Here is a 19,651-nt window from a genome sequence, read left to right on the forward strand (position 1 = left end):
CCCGGTGCCCGGCGCGGGCCGGGCTCACCGAAAATCCGCCGGGACCCTGTAACACCGCCGCCCGCCCGCCGCATCGATGAAGTGTCAGGGAGGGCGGACCGCGGGGGGCAGGGCGCATGAGGTGGATCGGGGCGGGCCGGGAGGCCAAGGACGCGGAGTTCCTGGAACTCGTCTCCGGCCGCACCGGCCACCTGTACCGCTCGGCCTGCCTGCTCACCAGCGGCGACACCCACTACGCCGAGGACCTCGTGCAGGAGGCCCTCAGCCGGATGTACGTGCTGTGGCGGCGCAGCGCCTTCACCGGCCGGGGCCGGATCGACAACCCGGCGGCCTACACCCACACCGTCATGGTGCGCATCTTCCTCGCCCAGCAGCGCCGCCGTTCCAGCGGCGAGCGTCCCAGTGACGTCCTGCCGGAGCCGGCGGGACGCGACACCGACAGCACCCTGCGGCTGACCCTCCTCGACGCGCTCGGCCGGATGCCGCCCAAGGACCGCGCGGTCCTGGTGCTGCGCTACTGGGAGGACCGCAGCGTCGAGGAGACCGCCGAGGCGATGCGGGTCTCCTCCGGCGCCGTCCGCACCCGCACCACCAGGGCCCTGAACCGGCTGCGCGCCCTGCTCGGCGACTCGCTGGCCGAGCTCGCCGCCCGCTGAGGCCGACGGGCGCCCGGCCGTGCGGCGCTTCCCGCCATCCGTGACACGGCACTTTCCCGCAACCCGCGACGCAAGGAGACGGTGAACACCCATGTCCGAACCGGACAAGTTCGAGGACGATCTTCTCTACGCCCTCACCCGTACGGGCGAAGGCTTCCGCACCGAACAGGCGGACCTGGTCGCGGGCGGCTACCGGCGCGGCCGCCGCCGCTGGCGCCGCCGTTCGACCGCCGCCGTGGTGGGCGGCGCGGCCGCCCTGGCCCTGGTGGGCACCGGCGCGGTGTTCCTGGGCGCCCCGGCCGGCAAGGACGCGGGCTCGGTGAGCGCGGCCTCCGCCCCGGCGGGCGCCACCCCCGACGCCACCGCCTCCGACGCCACCGGCAGCGCCGCCGCCGCGGCCACCCCGACCTCGGTGAAGTCCTCCGCTCCGACGGTGGTCTCCGGTGACGAGATGGTGGCCACCTTCCGGGCGCTGCTGCCCAAGGGCCAGGTGTCCGACGCGAAGGGGCATGGAACGGACGAGAACAGGGGGAGTTACGCGGACGCCAACCTGGTCTTCGACGATGGCCAGGGCCGGTCGCTGATGGGCCTCAGCATCCAGAAGCACCGCCCCAAGGACGTCCAGCCGCAGACCTGCCCGACGAACCTCAAGATCGCCTCCTTGGACTCCTGCACCGTCACCGTCCTGCCGGACGGATCGAAGCTCATGCTCACCCAGGGCTACGAGTATCCGGACCACCGGGCCACCACCAAGGAGTGGCGCGCCTCGGTGGCCCGTCCGGACGGCGGGCTGATCGGCTTCAGCGAGTGGAACTCCCCCCAGGAGAAGGACGCGCCGGACAGCCGGCCCAACCCGCCGCTCACGCTGGACCAGCTGAAGGCCGTCGTCACGGACAAGTCCTGGGACCGGGTCGTCGCGGCCCTCAGGTTCGACGGCGTCGACACCGAGGCGATCGACCCGGGCCTGTCGCTGCAGGACCGCGAGACCGTCCTGACCGGGCTGTTGCCCTCCGGGGTGACCGTGACCGACCGCAGGAACCGGGAGCTGCGGGCGGACTTCGAGCTGGCCGGGGGCGGGCGGACCGGGACCCTGACGCTGACGGTCGAGAACTGGGCGAAGGCCCCCGACGACCGGCCGGGACCGGAGTCGTACCAGGACGCGGAGACCCTGCCGGACGGGACGAAGCTTCTCGTGCGCGGCGCGGTGGCCAGCGCCCCGAAGGGAGTGCTGGTCGTGGACGCGATGCGGCCGGACGGCATGGAGGTCCTGGTCACGCTGGCGTCGAAGGGCGATCCGCTGATGACCGCGGCGCAACTGCGGGCGATCGCCACCAGCCCGCAGTGGAAGCCCGGGAAGTAGCGGGACACGGCGGTGCCCCGGGCTGGGGGAGGCCCGGGGCACCGCCGTGTGGGGGAGGGGTGGGGGTCAGTCCTGCTGGTCCTCGGGGAGGCTGATCACCCAGCGGGTGTCCTGCCGGGGGCGCAGGTAGAACAGCCAGTAGAGGGTGGCGGCGGCGGTGATGCCGCCGGTCCACAGCAGGGGCTCGGTGTCCAGCTTGGTCATGACGTAGACCAGGACGGCGATCAGCACGACCGGGACGGCCGGCCACAGCGGCATCCGCCAGGCGGCGGCGTGCTTGTGGTGGGCGCGGCGGGAGAGCAGCGCGGCGATCGCGACCAGCAGGTACATCCCGGTGACGGCGACGCCGGTGATGTTGCTCAGCAGTTCGCCCTTGACGAAGCAGAGCGCGGCGCCGGGCAGGCCGACCGCGAGGGTGGCGATCCACGGCGAGCCGAAGCGGCCGAGGGTGCCGAAGGCCTTGTTGACCGGCTCCGGCCAGGCCTTGTCGCGGGCGGAGGCGAACAGCACCCGGGAGTTCTGGATGACCATGACGATGCCGGCGTTGATGATGGCCAGCGCGACGCAGAGGCTGATGAAGGTGCCGACCGCGGAGTTGCTCCAGGCGGTGACCATGCCGGAGATGTCGCCGGCGGACAGGGTCTGGAGGTCGGGGGCGCCCATGGTGATGGCGACGACCGGGACCAGGATGATGGCCGAGGAGATGCCGAGCGTCCACAGCACGGTGCGCGAGACGTTGCGGCGGGGGTTCTCCAGCTCCTCCGACAGGTAGACCGCGGTGGAGAAGCCCTGGGTGATGAACAGGGCGATGCCGAGCGCGCCGACGATGGCGCCCACGCTGACCGTGGTGGTGGCGCCGTTGTCCCCGGTGACCACGCCGTGCAGCAGGCTGGGGGCCCCGCTGTTGGTGTGGGCGAAGCCGAGCACCGAGACCACGCCGGCCGCGATGACCTCCAGGACCAGGAAGATGCCGGTGATCCAGGCGTTGGCGCGCAGGTCGAGCAGGCCGGCCAGAGTGGCGGCCAGCATCACGGCGGCGCCGGTCATGGCCTTGTCCAGGTGCAGGACGGGGGCGAGGTAGTCGGCGGTGCCGAGGGCGATGACCGACGGGACGATCATCACCACGATCAGCGAGAGCACGAAGACCAGCCAGCCCATCAGCCGTCCGGCGAGGGTGCCGACCATCGCGTACTCGCCGCCGGCGCTGGGGATCAGGGTGCCGAGCTCGGAGTAGCAGAACGCGACCGCGACGCAGAGCACGGTGCCGATCGCGATGGCCAGTGCGGTGGCGCTGCCGATGCTGGAGAACAGTTCCGGCACGATCACGAAGAGCGTCGAGGCGGGCGTGACGCAGGACAGCGTGAGCAGGGTCCCGCCCACCACGCCGATCGAGCGCTTGAGCTGCTGGGGCGCGGCCGCCTCGGCCGCCGGGGCGGCTACGTTCTGTGGCGGACGAAGCGTGTCGGTCATGTGGCTTCCGATCGGCTCTGCGGTGCTGGAGTGGGAGCGGTATCGCCTCCGCTGGCTGGTTGCTCGGTGTCCGGTTCCAGTCGCTCCCTGGCCGCCATGGAACCTTGGGCGTATTGATTGCGTCAACGCCGGAACTGCTTCGGAATCCGTTGCGGTGAGGGGTGCGGACATGCGATCCGATGATCACTTTCGGTCATTGCGAGCTTTGTCCGACTTGTTACCTCGGCCACATTGCAATTGAATCGAAGGTGAACAAAGGGGGAGCAGCGTGATTCAAAGGCCGTACTCCGGATGGACGGCGACACGCCCAGGTGCCCCCGAAGCGCCCGGCAACTCCCCGGCCGGGTACGGGAACCGCAGCCCCCACCCGGAAAGTGCCAGGTAACGTTTCGGAACCTGGGACGCCGAAGGGGCCGGACCCCACGGGTCCGACCCCTTCGCTCACCGTCCGTGACGGCCGACGCGGCTACGCCACCGGCAGCCAGCCCGTCTGGACCATCTGCCCGCTGGTCACCCGGCGTGACACGTAGACGCCCCGGCCCGGCGGCAGCGCCTGCGGCTTGACCGTCCCCAGCAGCGCGCCCTCGTCCCGGTTGCCGGAGAGGATCACGCCCTGGCCGCCGAGCTCGCGCATCCGCTGCAGCACCGGCTCGTACAGCGAGCGGCCGGCGCCGCCCGCGCTGCGGGCCACGATCACCCGCAGGCCGATGTCGCGGGCGAACGGCAGGAACTCGGCCAGCGGGGCCAGCGGGTTGCCCGAGCTCGTCGAGACCAGCTCGTAGTCGTCGACGATCACGAACATGTCCTTGCCGCTGTACCAGCTGCGGTTGCGCAGCTGCTCGGCGGTCACGTCCGGGCCCGGCAGGCGGCGCGAGCAGGCGCCGCGCAGCATGTCGACGATGGCCGCCATGGCCGGCTGCGCGGCCGCGTACTCCACCAGGTACTCCGGCGGCACGGTGCCGAGCAGCGCGCGCCGGTAGTCGCCGACCACGATGCCCGCCTGGTCCGGGGTGTAGCGCTCGGTGATCTGCTTGATCAGCATCCGCAGCACCGCCGACTTCCCGGACTCGGTGTCGCCGAAGACGATGAACAGCGGGTCGGTCTCGAAGTTGACGAAGACCGGCGCCAGCTCCGCCTCGTCCACGCCGAAGGCGACGCCGCGCTCCGGGTGCTCGAAGCCCTTCGGCAGCGAGTGGCCGTCCAGCACGGCCGGCAGCATCCGCACCTGCGGGGCGCGCGGGCCGGTCCAGGCCCCGTCGATGGCGCTGACCAGCCCGGCCACCCCGGTCTGCAGGTCGTCCACCGAGGAGGAGCCGTCCAGGCGCGGCAGCCCGGACAGGAAGTGCAGCCGCTCCGGGGTGATGCCGCGCCCGGCCAGCGGCGGGACGTTCTGCGCCACCCGGCGGTCGACCTCGGACTCCATCGCGTCACCGAGCTTGAGCTCGGTGCGGTTCTGCAGCAGGTCCTTCAGCGCCGGGCGCACCTCGGCGTACCGGGCCGCGGTGATGACCAGGTGCACGCCGTAGCCGAGGCCGCGCTGGGCGATGTCGCCGATCACCGGCTCCAGGCCCTCGAACTCCTGCTTGAAGGTGTTCCAGCCGTCGATCACCAGGAAGACGTCGCCGAAGGCCTCGTCCGGCAGCTGGCCGGCCGCCCGGCGGGCCCGGTAGGTGCCGATGGTGTCGATCCCGGCGGCCCGGAACAGCTCCTCGCGCCGGTTGAGCACCCCGTGCACCTCGGAGACCATCCGGCGCACCTTGTCCACGTCCAGGCGCCCGGCCACCCCGCCGACGTGCGGCAGGCCGGCGAGCGACTGGAAGCTGCCCGCGCCGAAGTCGAGCAGGTAGAACTGCACCTCCAGCGGGGTGTGGGTGAGGCCGAACGAGGCCACCGTGGTGCGCACCACGGTGGACTTGCCGGAGCGCGGGCCGCCCACGATCAGGCCGTGGCCGGCCGCCCCCGCGTAGTCGACCTCCAGGATGTCCGTCTTCTGCTCGCGCGGCTTGTCGACGATGCCGATCGGCACCCGCAGCCGGCCCGCCGGGTAACCGGGCGCGGTCAGTCCGCGCTCCGGCACGACCTGCAGCGGCGGCAGCAGGTGGTCCGTGCTCGGCGCCTCCTCCAGCGGCGGCAGCCACACCTGGTGCGCGGCCGGGCCCTGGCCGGCCATCCGCTGGACGAACACGTCCAGCACGGTGTCCACCAGGGCGTCGTCCTGCTCCGGGGCCTGCGGTGCGACCTCCTCCTCCACCGGGTCCGGCAGGTCCACGAAGGTCGCGGTGAACTCCACCGGGCGCGCGTTGACCCGCCGCCCGCCGGTCGACCGCTGCTGCCCCGGTGCCCGGTACGGCCCCGAGACGTAGGCGGCCTTGAACCGGTCCATCACGTCCTCGCCGAACTTGAGGTAGCCGACGCCCGGCACCGGCGGCAGGTGGTAGGCGTCCGGTACGCCGATCGCCGCCCGGGACTCCGCGGCCGAGAAGGTGCGCAGACCGATCCGGTACGACAGGTAGGTGTCCAGGCCGCGCAGCTTGCCCTCCTCCAGGCGCTGCGAGGCCAGCAGCAGGTGCACGCCCAGCGAGCGGCCGATCCGGCCGATCTGGATGAACATCTCGATGAAGTCGGGCTTGGCGGTGAGGAGTTCGGAGAACTCGTCGATGATCAGCACCAGCGAGGGCAGCGGGTCCAGTGCCGCGCCGGCCGCCCGGGCCCGCTCGTACTCGTGGATGTTGGCGTAGTTGCCCGCCGAGCGCAGCAGTTCCTGGCGGCGGTGCAGCTCGCCCTCGATCGCGTCGCGCATGCGGTCGACCAGGGTGAGTTCGCCCTCCAGGTTGGTGATCACCGCGGAGGTGTGCGGCATGTCCGCCATGCCGGAGAAGGTCGCACCGCCCTTGAAGTCGGCGAGGACGAAGTTCAGGATCTCCGAGGAGTGGGTCATCGCCAGTGCCAGCACCAGCGTGCGCAGCAGCTCCGACTTGCCGGAACCGGTCGCGCCCACGCACAGGCCGTGCGGGCCCATGCCCTCCAGCGCGGCCTCCTTGATGTCCAGGTGGACCTGCTCGCCGTTGGCGCCGACGCCGATCGGCACCCGCATCCGCTCGTGCTGGGCGCGCGGGCGCCAGCTGCGGGCCACGTCGAAGGAGCCCGGGTCGCCCGAGCCCATCATGTCGGTGAAGTCGAGGTTGGACAGCAGCGGCTCGTCGTCCCCGCCGGCCGAGATCCGGTACGGCGCCAACTGCCGGGCCAGCGCCTCGGACTGCCACACCGAGAGCAGATCGGGCTTGCCGGTGTACGTCGCGCCGGAGGCCGAGCGCAGCACCAGCTCCTCGGCGCCGACCGTCACCATCAGGTGCCCGCTGGGCTCGTCGACCTCGCCCGGAACCACCTCGATGACCGTCACGCCCTGCACGCCCTCCGGGCTCGCCAGCAGCGATTCGTGCGGCACCCCGGCGCCGTCCATGACGACCACCAGGTGCGGCTGGTCGGAGGGCGGTGCCACCTCCCGCACGAAGCGCTGGCGGCCGGCCAGTTCGTCCTGGAGCAGGTACTCCAGGTCGCCCAGGTCGCTCGCGAACAGCCGGCGCGAGCCCGCGCCGTCGGCCTCCTTGCGGTGCTGGTTGTGCGGGAGCCACTTGGTCCACTCCCACTCCTCGGCCGCACCGGGCGCGGCCGCGACCGCGACCATCAGGTCGTCCGGCGAGTGCAGGGTGGTCAGCTGGGCGATCATCGCGCGCACGTTCCCGTACACCGAGTCCGGGTCCCCGCACACCGTGATGTGGTAGAACGCCCGCAGCGAGACCGCCAGGGGCAGGTCCTGGAGGGTGCCGTGGGCCTTCAGGAAGGAGTGCATCGCGGCCGCCGACAGCGGCTCCAGCTCGTCCATCGGCGCGGTCTGCGGCGCCACCAGCGGCGTGGACAGCTGCACCGGCCCGAGGCCCACCCGGATCTGCGCGAAGTCGCCGTCCCCGGTCCGCCGTTCCCACAGCCGCCGGCCGTCCTCGACGATCGACCAGAGCTGGTCCGGCGCCGGGTTCAGGAACAGCAGCGCGCCGCGCTGGCGCTCCGCCGTGCGGCGCACCTGGCGGCGGGTCTGCTGGAGGTACTTCAGGTAGTCGCGCCGCTCGTCCGCCATCGCGGTCGAACCGCCCTTGCGGGCCCGGACGATCTGCGCCAGCACCATGCCGAGCGTCGAGGCGATCATCAGACCGCCCATGATCTTCATCGGCGCCGCGGCCCCCGGCGAGAAGAAGAACACCGCCGAGCCACCCATGCCCATCATCGGCAGGATGCTCATCAGCCAGTCCTCGCCGCCCTGCCGGGGCAGTTCGGGCGGGCTGACCAGCTCCACCGGTTCGTCCGGCACGGTGGGCGGATACGCCCTGGCCGGTCGCTTGACCGTGATCACACCCATGTGTCATCCACCCCGCGGCGTCGATCGATCACTTCGGTATCAGCCCTCACGCGATTGCGTACGGTCCGTACGGGAATCCGGTGGCTGAGGACGCCCCACCCAGCGCAGCCCCCGTACCTTTGCGCAGGCGCCGATCCTAACGGTCGCCCCCGCACCGCCCGCCAGGGCCCGGTACGCACCGGCAGCGGACACGAACCGAACGGGTAGGGTAACGCCGCGCCAACTCGCGGCCCGGCCGGGCCGGTTCCACAGCAACACCGAGCGCCGCCGTGCCTCGGCACCGTCAACAAGGGGGAGCGCCAAGTGCGTCGAAGGATCGGGGTGGGTGCCCTCATGGGCGAGCGCAGCGAGGTGGACGCATGAGCGCCGCCGCGACGGGCTACTGCCGGGTGACCGTCGTCGCCCCGGACCGCCGGATCGACGTCGCCCTGCCCGAGGACGTCCCGCTCGCGGACGTCTACCCCGAGGTGCTGCGCCTGGCCAACCAGAGCCAGCCCGACGGCACTCCCACCGGCTTCCACCTGGTCCGCCGCGACGGCACGGTGCTCGACAGCGGCCTGCCGCTGGCCGCCCAGCAGGTCCGCGACGGTGACCTGCTGGCGCTGCGCCCGTTCGCCGAGTCGCTCCCGCCGGCCGTCTACGACGACGTCGCCGACGCCATCGCCAGCGCCGTCGAGGCCGACCGCCGGTTCTGGACCGCCGAGCTGATGCGCGGCTTCGGCCTGATCGGCGCCGGGGTGCTGCTCACTCTGCTCGGCTTCGCGCTCTGGTTCTCCGACCTGCGCCACGACATGCACGGCCTGCCCGGTGTCCTGGCCGGCGTCACCGCCGTCGTGCTCACGGCGCTCGCCGGGGTGCGCGCCCGGGTCTACCAGGACGCCCACGCGGCCGTCGCGCTCGGCCTCGGCGCGCTGCCGCACGCCATGATCGGCGGCAGCGGCCTCATCGCCGTCGCCCACCCGGGGGACGGCCCCGGACGGCTCCAGTTCCTGGCCGGCTGCGTCGCCGTCCTGGTGGTCGCCGTGCTGCTGGCCGGCCTGCTGCCGGAGAAGGACGCGGTGTTCGTCGCCGCCGCCCTGGTCTCCACCGCCGGCGCGCTCGCCACCTTCGCGGCCGTCCTGCTGCCGCAGACCCCGGCCGGGCACATCGCCGCCGTCACCGGTGTCGCCGCCGTCGCCGTGGTCGGCTTCCTGCCGAGCCTCTCCGCCCGCTTCGCCCGGCTGCCGGTCGGCTTCAGCGCCCCCGGCCAGACCCGCACCCGCAGCCGCGACTACGACGAGGAGGCCGAGCGCGCCGAGGCCGTCCAGTACGAGCGGATCGCGCACCAGGCCCGCCGCGGCCACGAGGTGCTGGTCGGCCTGGTCGGCGGCTGCGCCGCGGTCGTGGTCGGCGCCTGCGCCGTCCTCGGCTTCACCGACGAGACCTTCCCCGAGCTGCTCGCGCTCGCGCTGGGCCTGACCACCATGCTGCGCGCCCGGCTGTTCCGCTACACCGCGCAGGTGCTCAGCCTCACCGTGGCCGGCCTGCTCGGCCTGAGCCTGCTGATCGTCGGGCTCTCCCTGCACACCCCGCAGTTCTTCCTGCGGGCGGCCGGCTCCACCACCGAGCTCGACCTGCGCACGATCTGGCTGACCGCCTCGATCGCCTTCGGTGCCGCGCTGCTCACCGCGATCGCCCTGGTGGTGCCGCGGCTCGGGGTCTCCCCGTTCTGGGGGCGCATCCTGGACCTGGTGGACAGCCTCACCCTGATCTCGCTCGTCCCGCTGGCGCTCGCCGTCCTGGACATCTACCGGCTGGTCCGCGGCGCCACCGGCTGACCCGAGGGCCGCCCGCCGCGGCCCCCGCCGCCGCCCTCCCGGCCGCCTGCGGATCCCCCGGACGGCCGGGTGGGGCGGCACTGGTACGCTTGGCCTCCGAGCGCAGCCGTGTGTCCGCAGCCCCGTCGTGGGCCGCAGGGCGTCGGCGGTGCTCGCGACACCGAGTTCTCGATGAGTCCTGTGCTGTCGACCAGGACCGCTCGGTACACCCGAAGGAGTTGCAGTGGCTCTCGCCTCTGACGTCAAGAAGCAGATCTTCGCCGAGTTCGGCCAGAAGGAGGGCGACACCGGTTCCCCCGAGGTCCAGGTGGCCATGCTCTCCCGTCGCATCTCGGACCTGACCGAGCACCTCAAGACCCACAAGCACGACCACCACTCGCGTCGTGGCCTGCTGATCCTGGTCGGCCAGCGCCGCCGCCTGCTGCAGTACCTGGCCAAGAAGGACATCGAGCGCTTCCGTACGCTCGTCGACCGCCTGGGCATCCGCCGCGGTGCCGCCGGTGGCGCCCGCTAAGACCGCCGCTCGGGGCGGCTCCCCACACCGGGGAGCCGCCCCTCGCGCGTATGCCGCGGCCATCGGGCCGCGGCGCCCGCAGATAACAACTCGCGCGCACCTCCCCAGGTGGCCGAGGATTGCACCGTAGGGTTGTGGGCATGCCGGGTGATGGCGCAAACAGCGCGCCACCCGGGCAGAAGGACCCGAACCCCCCCCGCGGGACGAAGGCTTCAAACGGAAGCCGCCCGCATCCGAGAGAGCGTCCAGACGCGGACCGCCCAGCCGGCCCGGCAGCCGTGAGGCGCCGGTCCTCGGTAGTGGCCGTCGGAACCCCCGCAGACCGAGCGGGGCACTCCGGAGGCTTCGATCGAAGACCGGCCCGACTGCCGCCCTCCTGGCGAGGGCCCGGGGCCCACCGCAGGCAGCACGCGGGGACGCTCTCCCGGAGACGTACGAAAGAGGAGATCTTCCAGGTGGAAGAGAACGTGTTCTACGCCGAGGCCGTGATCGACAACGGTTCCTTCGGCACCCGTACCATCCGCTTCGAGACCGGCCGTCTGGCCCGTCAGGCCGCCGGTTCCGCCGTGGCCTACCTGGACGACGACACCATGGTGCTGTCGGCCACCAGCGCGTCCAAGCAGCCGAAGGAGCACTTCGACTTCTTCCCGCTGACCGTGGACGTCGAGGAGCGGATGTACGCCGCGGGCCGTATCCCCGGCTCGTTCTTCCGTCGCGAGGGCCGGCCCTCCGAGGACGCGATCCTCACCTGCCGCCTGATCGACCGCCCGCTGCGCCCGTCCTTCGTCAAGGGCCTGCGCAACGAGGTCCAGGTCGTCGTCACCGTGATGGCGCTCAACCCCGACCACCTGTACGACGTGGTCGCCATCAACGCCGCCTCCGCCTCCACCCAGCTGGCGGGCCTGCCGTTCTCCGGCCCGATCGGTGGCGTGCGCGTCGCGCTGATCAACGGCCAGTGGGTGGCCTTCCCGACCCACAGCGAGCTGGAGTCGGCCGTCTTCGACATGGTCGTCGCCGGTCGCGTCCTGCCGGACGGCGACGTCGCGATCATGATGGTCGAGGCCGAGGCCACCGACAAGACCATCAAGCTGGTCGAGGGCGGCGCCGAGGCGCCGACCGAGGAGATCGTCGCCTCCGGCCTGGAGGCCGCGAAGCCGTTCATCAAGGTCCTGTGCGCCGCGCAGTCGCAGCTGGCCGCCCAGGCTGCCAAGCCGACCGGCGAGTTCCCGGTCTTCCTGGATTACCAGGACGACGTCCTCGCCGCGCTGAGCTCCGCCGTCAAGGACGAGCTCGCCCAGGCCCTGACCATCGCGGGCAAGCAGGAGCGCAACAACGAGCTGGACCGCGTCAAGGCGCTGGCCGCCGAGAAGCTGCTGCCCGAGTTCGAGGGCCGCGAGAAGGAGATCAGCGCCGCCTACAACGCGCTGACCAAGAAGATCGTCCGCGAGCGCGTCATCAAGGACAAGGTCCGCATCGACGGCCGCGGCGTCACCGACATCCGCACCCTGGCCGCCGAGGTCGAGGCCATCCCGCGGGTGCACGGCTCGGCCCTGTTCGAGCGCGGCGAGACCCAGATCCTGGGCGTCACCACGCTGAACATGCTGCGCATGGAGCAGCAGCTGGACACGCTCTCCCCGGAGACGCGCCGCCGCTACATGCACAACTACAACTTCCCGCCGTACTCCGTCGGTGAGACCGGCCGCGTGGGCTCGCCCAAGCGCCGCGAGATCGGCCACGGCGCGCTCGCCGAGCGCGCCCTGCTGCCGGTGCTGCCGACCCGCGAGGAGTTCCCGTACGCCATCCGGCAGGTCTCCGAGGCGCTCAGCTCCAACGGCTCCACCTCGATGGGCTCGGTCTGCGCCTCGACCATGTCGCTGCTGAACGCCGGTGTGCCGCTGAAGGCCGCCGTCGCCGGCATCGCCATGGGCCTGATCTCGCAGGAGATCGACGGCGAGACCCACTACGTCACGCTGACCGACATCCTCGGCGCCGAGGACGCGTTCGGCGACATGGACTTCAAGGTCGCCGGTACCCGCAACTTCATCACCGCCCTCCAGCTGGACACCAAGCTGAACGGCATCCCGGCGTCGGTGCTCGCCGCCGCGCTGAAGCAGGCCAAGGACGCCCGCCTGCACATCCTCGACGTGATGAACGAGGCCATCGACTCGCCCGACGAGATGTCCCCGAACGCGCCGCGCATCATCACCATCAAGATCCCGGTGGACAAGATCGGTGAGGTCATCGGCCCCAAGGGCAAGATGATCAACCAGATCCAGGAGGACACCGGCGCCGAGATCACGATCGAGGACGACGGCACCATCTACATCGGTGCCGCCGACGGCCCGGCCGCCGAGGCCGCCCGCACCACGATCAACCAGATCGCCAACCCGACCATGCCGGAGGTCGGCGAGCGCTACCTGGGCACCGTGGTCAAGACCACGACGTTCGGCGCGTTCGTGTCGCTGATGCCGGGCAAGGACGGCCTGCTGCACATCTCGCAGATCCGCAAGCTGGCCGGCGGCAAGCGCGTCGAGAACGTCGAGGACGTCCTCGGCGTCGGCGCCAAGGTCCAGGTCGAGATCGCCGAGATCGACCCGCGCGGCAAGCTCTCCCTGATCCCGGTCGTCGAGGGCGAGGAGGGCGGCGAGGCCGCTTCCGAGTGAAGCGCCGCTAGCTGACCCCGCGGCCCGTACGCCTCCCGGCGTGCGGGCCGCACCCCGTTGTCCACGCGTTCGTCCGTACGTGCCCATCCACACGTGCGTTTCCTCTGGAGGTACCCCCCGTGGCGCAGGCCCCGGCGGTAATGCAGCGTCCCGGCACCACCCGGACCCTGCTCAAGGGCGTCGACGGCGCCGGGACGGTACGCCGCACCGTCCTCCCCGGCGGCCTTCGGGTCGTCACCGAGACCCTGCCCACGGTGCGCTCCGCCACCTTCGGCATCTGGGTCGGCGTCGGCTCGCGGGACGAGACCCCGCAGCTCAACGGTGCCACCCACTACCTGGAGCACCTGCTCTTCAAGGGCACCGAGCGGCGCAGCGCGCTGGACATCTCGGCCGCCCTGGACGCGGTCGGCGGCGAGATGAACGCCTTCACCGCGAAGGAGAACACCTGCTACTACGCCCGGGTCCTGGACACCGACCTGCCGCTGGCCATAGACGTGGTCTGCGACATGCTCACCGGCTCGCTGATCCGGCCCGAGGACGTGGAGTCCGAGCGCGGCGTCATCCTGGAAGAGATGGCGATGGCCGAGGACGACCCGGGCGACGTGGTGCACGACCTGTTCGCCAAGGTGATCTTCGGCAGCGGCCCGCTCGGCCGCCCGATCCTCGGCACCCAGGAGACCATCAGGACGCTCACCCGGGACCAGATCGCCGGCTTCTACCGCCGCCGCTACCGGCCCGAGAACCTGGTCGTCGCGGCGGCCGGCAACCTCGACCACCGCAAGGTGGTGAAGCAGGTCGAGCAGGCCTTCGCAGCGGTGCTGGCGGCCTCCACCGCGGCCCCCGCGGAAGCCCGCCGCGGCGTCAAGGCGCTGCGCACGGCCGGCCGGGTCGAGGTGCTCAACCGCTCCACCGAGCAGGCCCACCTGGTGCTGGGCGTGCCCGGGGTGCCGCGGCACGACGAGCGCCGCTGGGCGATGGGCGTGCTCAACGCGGCCCTCGGCGGCGGGATGAGCTCCCGGCTGTTCCAGGAGGTCCGCGAGAAGCGGGGCCTGGCGTACTCGGTCTACTCGTACTCCTCGTCCTACGCGGACAGCGGCCTGTTCGGCATCTACGCGGGCTGCCAGCCCAAGCGGGTCGAGGAGGTGCTGCGGATCTGCCGCGCCGAGCTGGCCAAGGTGGTCGAGGAGGGCATCACCGAGGAGGAGCTGAACCGGGCGATCGGCCAGATCTCCGGGTCCACCGTGCTCGGCATGGAGGACACCGGCTCGCTGATGAACCGGATCGGCAAGGCCGAGCTCAGCTACGGGCACCACCTGTCGGTGGACGACATGCTGGAGCGGATCGCCGCGGTGACCCTGGAGGACGTCCACGCGGTGGCGCGTGATGTGCTGGGCGCGCACCGGCCGTCGCTCGCGCTGATCGGCCCGGTCAATGACAAGCGGGCCGCCAAGCTCGCCGATCTGCTGGTCTGATCCGCTGATTCCCAGGTGAGAGGAACTTTGCTATGACGCTGCGTGTCGCCGTGATCGGCGCCAGGGGTCGGATCGGCTCCGAGGCGGTCAAGGCCGTCGAGGCCGCGCCGGACCTGGAGCTGGTGGCCGCCCTCGGCCGCGGCTCGAAGCTGGAGGAGCTGACCGAGGCCGGTGCCGAGGTCGCCGTCGAGCTGACCCATCCGGACTCGGTGATGGGCAACCTGGACTACTGCCTGGACCACGGCATCCACGTGGTCACCGGCACCACCGGCTGGACGGACGAGCGGCTCGCCACCGTTCGCGGCCGGCTGGCCGAGGCCCCGGAGCTCGGCCTGCTGATCGCCCCGAACTTCTCCATCGGTGCCATCCTCGGCATGAAGTTCTCCCAGATCGCCGCCCGGTACTTCGAGTCGGTCGAGGTGGTCGAGCTGCACCACGACCGCAAGGCCGACGCGCCCAGCGGCACCGCCACCCGCACCGCCCAGCTGATCGCCGCCGCCCGGGCCGAGGCCGGCCGGCCGCCGCAGCAGGACCCGACCACCCACAGCCTGCCCGGCGCGCGCGGCGCCGACGTGGACGGGGTGCCGGTGCACGCGGTGCGGCTGCGCGGCCTGCTCGCCCACCAGCAGGTGATGTTCGGCGACACCGGTGAGACGCTCACCATCCGGCACGACTCGCTGCACCACAGCAGCTTCATGCCGGGCATCCTGCTGGGCGTGCGCAAGGTCGTCGGGACGCCGGGGCTGACCTTCGGCCTCGAACACTTCCTGGACCTGTGACAGTGTCGATCCGAACCATGCCGAACCAGACCGTGCCGATTCCCGGAGGGGCCCGATGACCTCCCGCACCGGTTTCTTCGTCCTGTCCGGCGTGCTGCTGCTGGTCGCCCTGGTCTGCGTGGGCGAGGGCGTCCAGCTGATCGCGACCGGCAAGCCGCTCGGCATCGGCATCGGGATCTGCGCCTTCGTGATCCCGGTGATCGGCGTGTGGTTCCTGCGCCAGACCGTCCGCTTCGGCCGGGCCAGCGAGCGGCTGGCCCACGAACTGGAGGCCGAGGGCGGCCTGCCGGTGGACGAGCTGAAGCGCAGCAAGGGCGGGCGGATCGACCGGGCCTCGGCCGACGCGGTGTTCGCCCGCCGCCAGGCCGAGGCACAGGCCGCGCCGGGCGACTGGCGGGCCTTCTTCCGCCTCGCCGTGGCGTACGCCGACGCCGGCGACACCCCGCGCGCCCGCAAGACCATGCAGCACGCCATCAAGCTGCACAGCACCGAACCCGCAAGGAGTAACGCGTGAGCGACGAACCGACGGCCCCCAGCTTCCGCAGCGACGTGACGGTGGAGCTGGTCCGCAGCGCCGCCGCCGACTCGGACGTCATCTGGGCGGCCCGGGTCTCGACCGCGGGCGAGCAGTCCCTGGAGGCCCTCCAGGAGGACCCGGAGAAGTCCAAGGGCCTGATCAACTTCCTGATGCGCGACCGGCACGGCACGCCGTTCGAGCACAACTCGATGACCTTCTTCATCAGCGCGCCGATCTTCGTGTTCCGGGAGTTCCACCGGCACCGCAGCGGCTGGTCGTACAACGAGGAGTCCGGCCGCTACCGCGAGCTGCAGCCGGTCTTCTACGTCCCGGGCGAGGAGCGCAAGCTGGTCCAGCAGGGCCGCCCCGGCAAGTACGAGTTCCACGAGGGCACGCCGGAGCAGCACAGCACCACCACCGGGGCGATGGAGGCCGCGTACCGCGAGTCCTACGCCCGCTACCAGGAGATGCTGGCCGCCGGAGTGGCCCGCGAGGTGGCCCGCGCGGTGCTGCCGGTGGGCCTGTTCTCCTCGATGTACGCGACCTGCAACTCGCGTTCGCTGATGCACTTCCTGTCGCTGCGCACCCGGCGGGAGAACTCGGCGGTGCCGTCCTTCCCGCAGCGCGAGATCGAGATGGTCGCCGAGCAGATGGAGGAGCAGTGGGCCCGGCTCATGCCGCTCACCCATGCGGCCTTCGAGAAGCATGGCCGGGTCGCCCCCTGACCTGGGACGACCGGCATACGGGCAGAGTGTCTGGCATGTCTGGATTGCGGCTTATCTAGCCGCTCCCTACATTCGTGAACACGGATTCCGGTGCTGCCCGAACCCCCGAGCGGGCAGCACCGGAATCCCACGTCCGCGCCACCGACGCGCTACACCTGTCCGAACACTGGACCGGCATGGGTAACGTCCCACCGCCTACGAGTAGCTTTGGACGCATGGCTCCGACCTCCACCCCCCAGACGCCGTTCGGCCGGGTCCTGACCGCCATGGTCACCCCGTTCACCGCCGACGGCGCGCTCGACCTCGACGGCGCCCAGCGCCTCGCCACGCACCTCGTGGACTCCGGCAACGACGGCCTCGTCGTCAACGGCACCACCGGTGAGTCCCCGACCACCAGCGACGCCGAGAAGGCCCAGCTGGTCCGCGCCGTGGCCGAGGCGGTCGGGGACCGCGCCCACGTGGTCGCCGGCGTCGGGACCAACGACACCCACCACAGCGTCGAGCTGGCCCGGCAGGCCGAGGCGGCCGGAGCGAACGGCCTGCTGGTCGTCACGCCGTACTACAGCAAGCCCCCGCAGGAGGGCCTGTACCGGCACAACGTCGCCGTCGCCGACGCGACCGGGCTGCCGGTCATGCTGTACGACATCCCGGGCCGCAGCGGGGTCGCGCTGAGCCACGAGACGCTGGTCCGCCTCGGCGAGCACCCGCGGATCGTCGCCAACAAGGACGCCAAGGGCGACCTCGGCGCCGCGGCCTGGGCGATCGCCCGCTCCGACCTCGCCTGGTACTCCGGCGACGACATCCTCAACCTGCCGCTGCTGTCCGTCGGAGCCGTCGGCGTGGTCAGCGTCGTCGGGCACGTGGTGGCCGGGGACCTGCGGGCGATGATCGAGGCCTTCCTGGCGGGCGATGTGGTCAAGGCCACGAGCATCCACCAGCGCCTGCTCCCGGTGTTCAGCGGTATGTTCCGCACCCAGGGCGTGATCCTCGGCAAGGCCGCGCTGGAACTCCAGGGCCTGCCCGCCGGCCCGCTGCGACTGCCGCTGGTCGGAGCGACGCCCGAGGAGATCGAGCGATTGAAGCAGGATCTCGCCGCCGGCGGGGTACACCTTTGACAGACACGGACGTGCGCGCCCCGGCTCGCCGGACCTCCCAGGGTCCGCCGCTGAACCGGTCCGAAGGCGCGAGAGCACAGACCCAGTAGGAAAACGACACTGAGTACGCGCGCCATATGTCTCCAGGGGGAGGACCCCGGGCATATGGCGTGCGTCGTGAGGAGAGTCTTTTGAGCCACCCGCACCCCGAGCTCGGCGCGCCCCCGGCACTGAAGGAGGGCGCCCTCCGCATCACTCCGCTCGGCGGCCTCGGCGAGATCGGCCGCAACATGACGGTCCTCGAGTACGGCGACCGCATCCTGATCATCGACTGCGGCGTCCTCTTCCCCGAGGACGAGCAGCCCGGCGTGGACCTGATCCTCCCGGACTTCAGCTACATCCGGGACCGTCTCGACAAGGTCGACGGCATCGTCCTCACCCACGGGCACGAGGACCACATCGGCGCCGTCCCCTTCCTCCTGCGGGAGAACCCGGACATCCCGCTGATCGGCTCCAAGCTGACCCTGGCGCTGATCGAGGCCAAGCTCGCCGAGCACCGCATCCGGCCGTACGTGCTGGAGGTCAAGGAGGGCGAGCGCGAGCGCATCGGCCCCTTCGACTGCGAGTTCATCGCCGTCAACCACTCCATCCCGGACGCCCTGGCGGTCGCGGTCCGCACCCCGGCCGGCATGGTCGTGGCCACCGGCGACTTCAAGATGGACCAGCTGCCGCTGGACGGCCGCCTGACCGACCTGCCGACCTTCGCCAAGCTGGCGGAGGAGGGCATGGACCTCCTGCTGGTGGACTCCACCAACGCCGAGGTCCCCGGCTTCATCCCGCACGAGCGGGACATCTCGGCGGCGCTGCGGAACGTCTTCGCGAACGCCGACAAGCGGATCATCGTGGCCTCCTTCGCGAGCCACGTGCACCGCATCCAGCAGGTCCTGGACGCGGCCCACGAGTACAAGCGCAAGGTCGCCTTCGTCGGCCGCTCGATGGTCCGCAACATGGGCATCGCCCGCGACCTCGGCTACCTGAAGGTCCCCGGCAACATGGTCGTGGACGTCAAGCAGCTGGACGACCTGCCGGACAAGGAGGTCGTGCTGATCTGCACCGGTTCGCAGGGCGAGCCGATGGCGGCGCTGTCCCGGATGGCCAACCGCGACCACCAGATCCGCATCGTCGAGGGCGACACCGTCGTCCTGGCCTCCTCGCTCATCCCGGGCAACGAGAACGCCGTCTACCGGGTGATCAACGGCCTGACCCGCTGGGGCGCCAAGGTCGTGCACAAGGGCAACGCCAAGGTGCACGTCTCCGGCCACGCCTCGGCCGGCGAGCTGCTCTACTTCTTCAACATCTGCAAGCCGCGCAACCTGATGCCGGTCCACGGCGAGTGGCGCCACCTGCGCGCGGCCGCCGAGCTGGGCATCGCCACCGGGGTGCCGCGCAACCGCGTGGTCATCGCCGAGGACGGTGTCTGCGTCGACCTGGAGCGCGGCGTCGCCCGCATCGTCGGCAAGGTGCAGGCCGGGTACGTCTACGTGGACGGCTCCTCGGTCGGCGACATCACCGAGGCCTCGCTCAAGGACCGCAGGATCCTCGGCGAGGAGGGCTTCATCTCGGTCTTCGTCGCGGTCGACTCGACCAACGGCAAGATCGTCGGTGGCCCGACCATCCAGGCCCGCGGCTCCGGCATCGACGACAACGCGTTCGTCCCGGTGGCCGCCAAGCTCCAGGAGGCGCTGGACCGCTCGGCGAGCGACGGTGTCCTGGAGCCCCGTCAGGTGCAGCAGCTGGTCCGCCGCACCATCGGCAAGTGGGTCGCGGACAACTACCGCCGCCGGCCGATGATCCTGCCGGTCGTCGTCGAGGTCTGACGCCCGCTCAACACCGGCTGAGGCCGGTTTGACGTGGGGCAACCCGGTGCGTAATGTTCTCCGGGTTGCCCCACGGGACGGCCCCTCGGAAACGGGCTCGAATCTGAATTCGAGAACGACCGGGGAAAACGGACCGAGAAACTCTGATAGAGTTCGGGAGCGCCGAAAGGCGAAAGCGAATCGAATGAATGAAACTCCGGAAAACGGAGCGGAAAACATCTGATAAGCTGGAAACACGAAAGAACGAAGCCCGGAGGGTCCGCTGGAAGGCGGTCCGAAGGAAGCGTCCGTTCCTT

13 protein-coding genes are annotated in these 19,651 nt (G+C 71.3%); 11 read left to right on the plus strand and 2 right to left on the minus strand.

What is annotated here, in order from left to right:
• The first annotated feature begins 116 nt into the window (after positions 1-116).
• Both ACFVVA_RS36690 and ACFVVA_RS36695 read left to right on the plus strand, forming a co-directional pair.
• On the plus strand, positions 117-656 hold the full coding sequence (locus ACFVVA_RS36690; protein ID WP_387695031.1) for a SigE family RNA polymerase sigma factor: 540 nt from the start codon (positions 117-119) through the stop codon (positions 654-656).
• 91 nt (positions 657-747) lie between these two features.
• On the plus strand, positions 748-2,016 hold the full coding sequence (locus tag ACFVVA_RS36695) for a hypothetical protein (protein ID WP_387695032.1): 1,269 nt from the start codon (positions 748-750) through the stop codon (positions 2,014-2,016).
• A gap of 66 nt (positions 2,017-2,082) precedes the next feature.
• Here ACFVVA_RS36695 and ACFVVA_RS36700 read toward each other — a convergent pair whose 3' ends face one another.
• Both ACFVVA_RS36700 and eccCa read right to left on the minus strand, forming a co-directional pair.
• Positions 2,083-3,486 (minus strand): APC family permease, encoded by a 1,404-nt coding sequence (locus tag ACFVVA_RS36700; protein ID WP_380544936.1) that lies wholly within the window; start codon positions 3,484-3,486, stop codon positions 2,083-2,085.
• A gap of 466 nt (positions 3,487-3,952) precedes the next feature.
• Entirely contained in the window at positions 3,953-7,897 is a 3,945-nt protein-coding gene (eccCa, locus tag ACFVVA_RS36705) for a type VII secretion protein EccCa (protein ID WP_387695033.1), read from the minus strand.
• A gap of 359 nt (positions 7,898-8,256) precedes the next feature.
• Here eccCa and eccD point away from each other — a divergent pair, with 359 nt between their 5' ends.
• From eccD to ACFVVA_RS36750, 9 genes are all read left to right on the plus strand, one after another.
• Positions 8,257-9,714, plus strand: a complete 1,458-nt coding sequence (gene eccD, locus ACFVVA_RS36710; protein ID WP_387695034.1) for a type VII secretion integral membrane protein EccD — start codon at positions 8,257-8,259, stop codon at positions 9,712-9,714.
• 223 nt (positions 9,715-9,937) lie between these two features.
• Positions 9,938-10,228 carry a 30S ribosomal protein S15 gene (gene rpsO, locus ACFVVA_RS36715; RefSeq protein ID WP_031072625.1) on the plus strand — a complete coding sequence of 97 codons (291 nt, stop codon included), beginning with the start codon at positions 9,938-9,940 and terminating at the stop codon, positions 10,226-10,228.
• Between the two features lie 455 nt (positions 10,229-10,683).
• On the plus strand, positions 10,684-12,891 hold the full coding sequence (locus tag ACFVVA_RS36720) for a polyribonucleotide nucleotidyltransferase (RefSeq protein ID WP_387695035.1): 2,208 nt from the start codon (positions 10,684-10,686) through the stop codon (positions 12,889-12,891).
• A 140-nt stretch (positions 12,892-13,031) separates the two neighbouring features.
• The gene (locus tag ACFVVA_RS36725) at positions 13,032-14,363 is read left to right on the plus strand and encodes a pitrilysin family protein (RefSeq protein WP_359911647.1); all 1,332 of its coding nucleotides are present in this window, start codon (positions 13,032-13,034) and stop codon (positions 14,361-14,363) included.
• A 32-nt stretch (positions 14,364-14,395) separates the two neighbouring features.
• Entirely contained in the window at positions 14,396-15,142 is a 747-nt protein-coding gene (gene dapB / locus ACFVVA_RS36730) for a 4-hydroxy-tetrahydrodipicolinate reductase (protein WP_387695036.1), read from the plus strand.
• Between the two features lie 55 nt (positions 15,143-15,197).
• Complete coding sequence (locus ACFVVA_RS36735) at positions 15,198-15,656, plus strand: tetratricopeptide repeat protein (protein ID WP_387695037.1); 459 nt, start codon at positions 15,198-15,200, stop codon at positions 15,654-15,656.
• Positions 15,653-16,384: an FAD-dependent thymidylate synthase gene (gene thyX / locus ACFVVA_RS36740; RefSeq protein ID WP_387695038.1), complete on the plus strand. Its 732-nt coding sequence runs from the start codon at positions 15,653-15,655 to the stop codon at positions 16,382-16,384. Before ACFVVA_RS36735 ends, thyX begins: the two co-directional genes overlap by 4 nt.
• A 215-nt stretch (positions 16,385-16,599) precedes the next feature.
• Positions 16,600-17,499, plus strand: a complete 900-nt coding sequence (gene dapA / locus ACFVVA_RS36745; RefSeq protein WP_387695039.1) for a 4-hydroxy-tetrahydrodipicolinate synthase — start codon at positions 16,600-16,602, stop codon at positions 17,497-17,499.
• Between the two features lie 170 nt (positions 17,500-17,669).
• Positions 17,670-19,355: a ribonuclease J gene (locus ACFVVA_RS36750; protein ID WP_359911588.1), complete on the plus strand. Its 1,686-nt coding sequence runs from the start codon at positions 17,670-17,672 to the stop codon at positions 19,353-19,355.
• Positions 19,356-19,651 lie beyond the last annotated feature (296 nt).

The organism is Kitasatospora sp. NPDC058048, assembly GCF_042885555.1.
Taxonomy (GTDB): domain Bacteria; phylum Actinomycetota; class Actinomycetes; order Streptomycetales; family Streptomycetaceae; genus Kitasatospora; species Kitasatospora lactacystinica.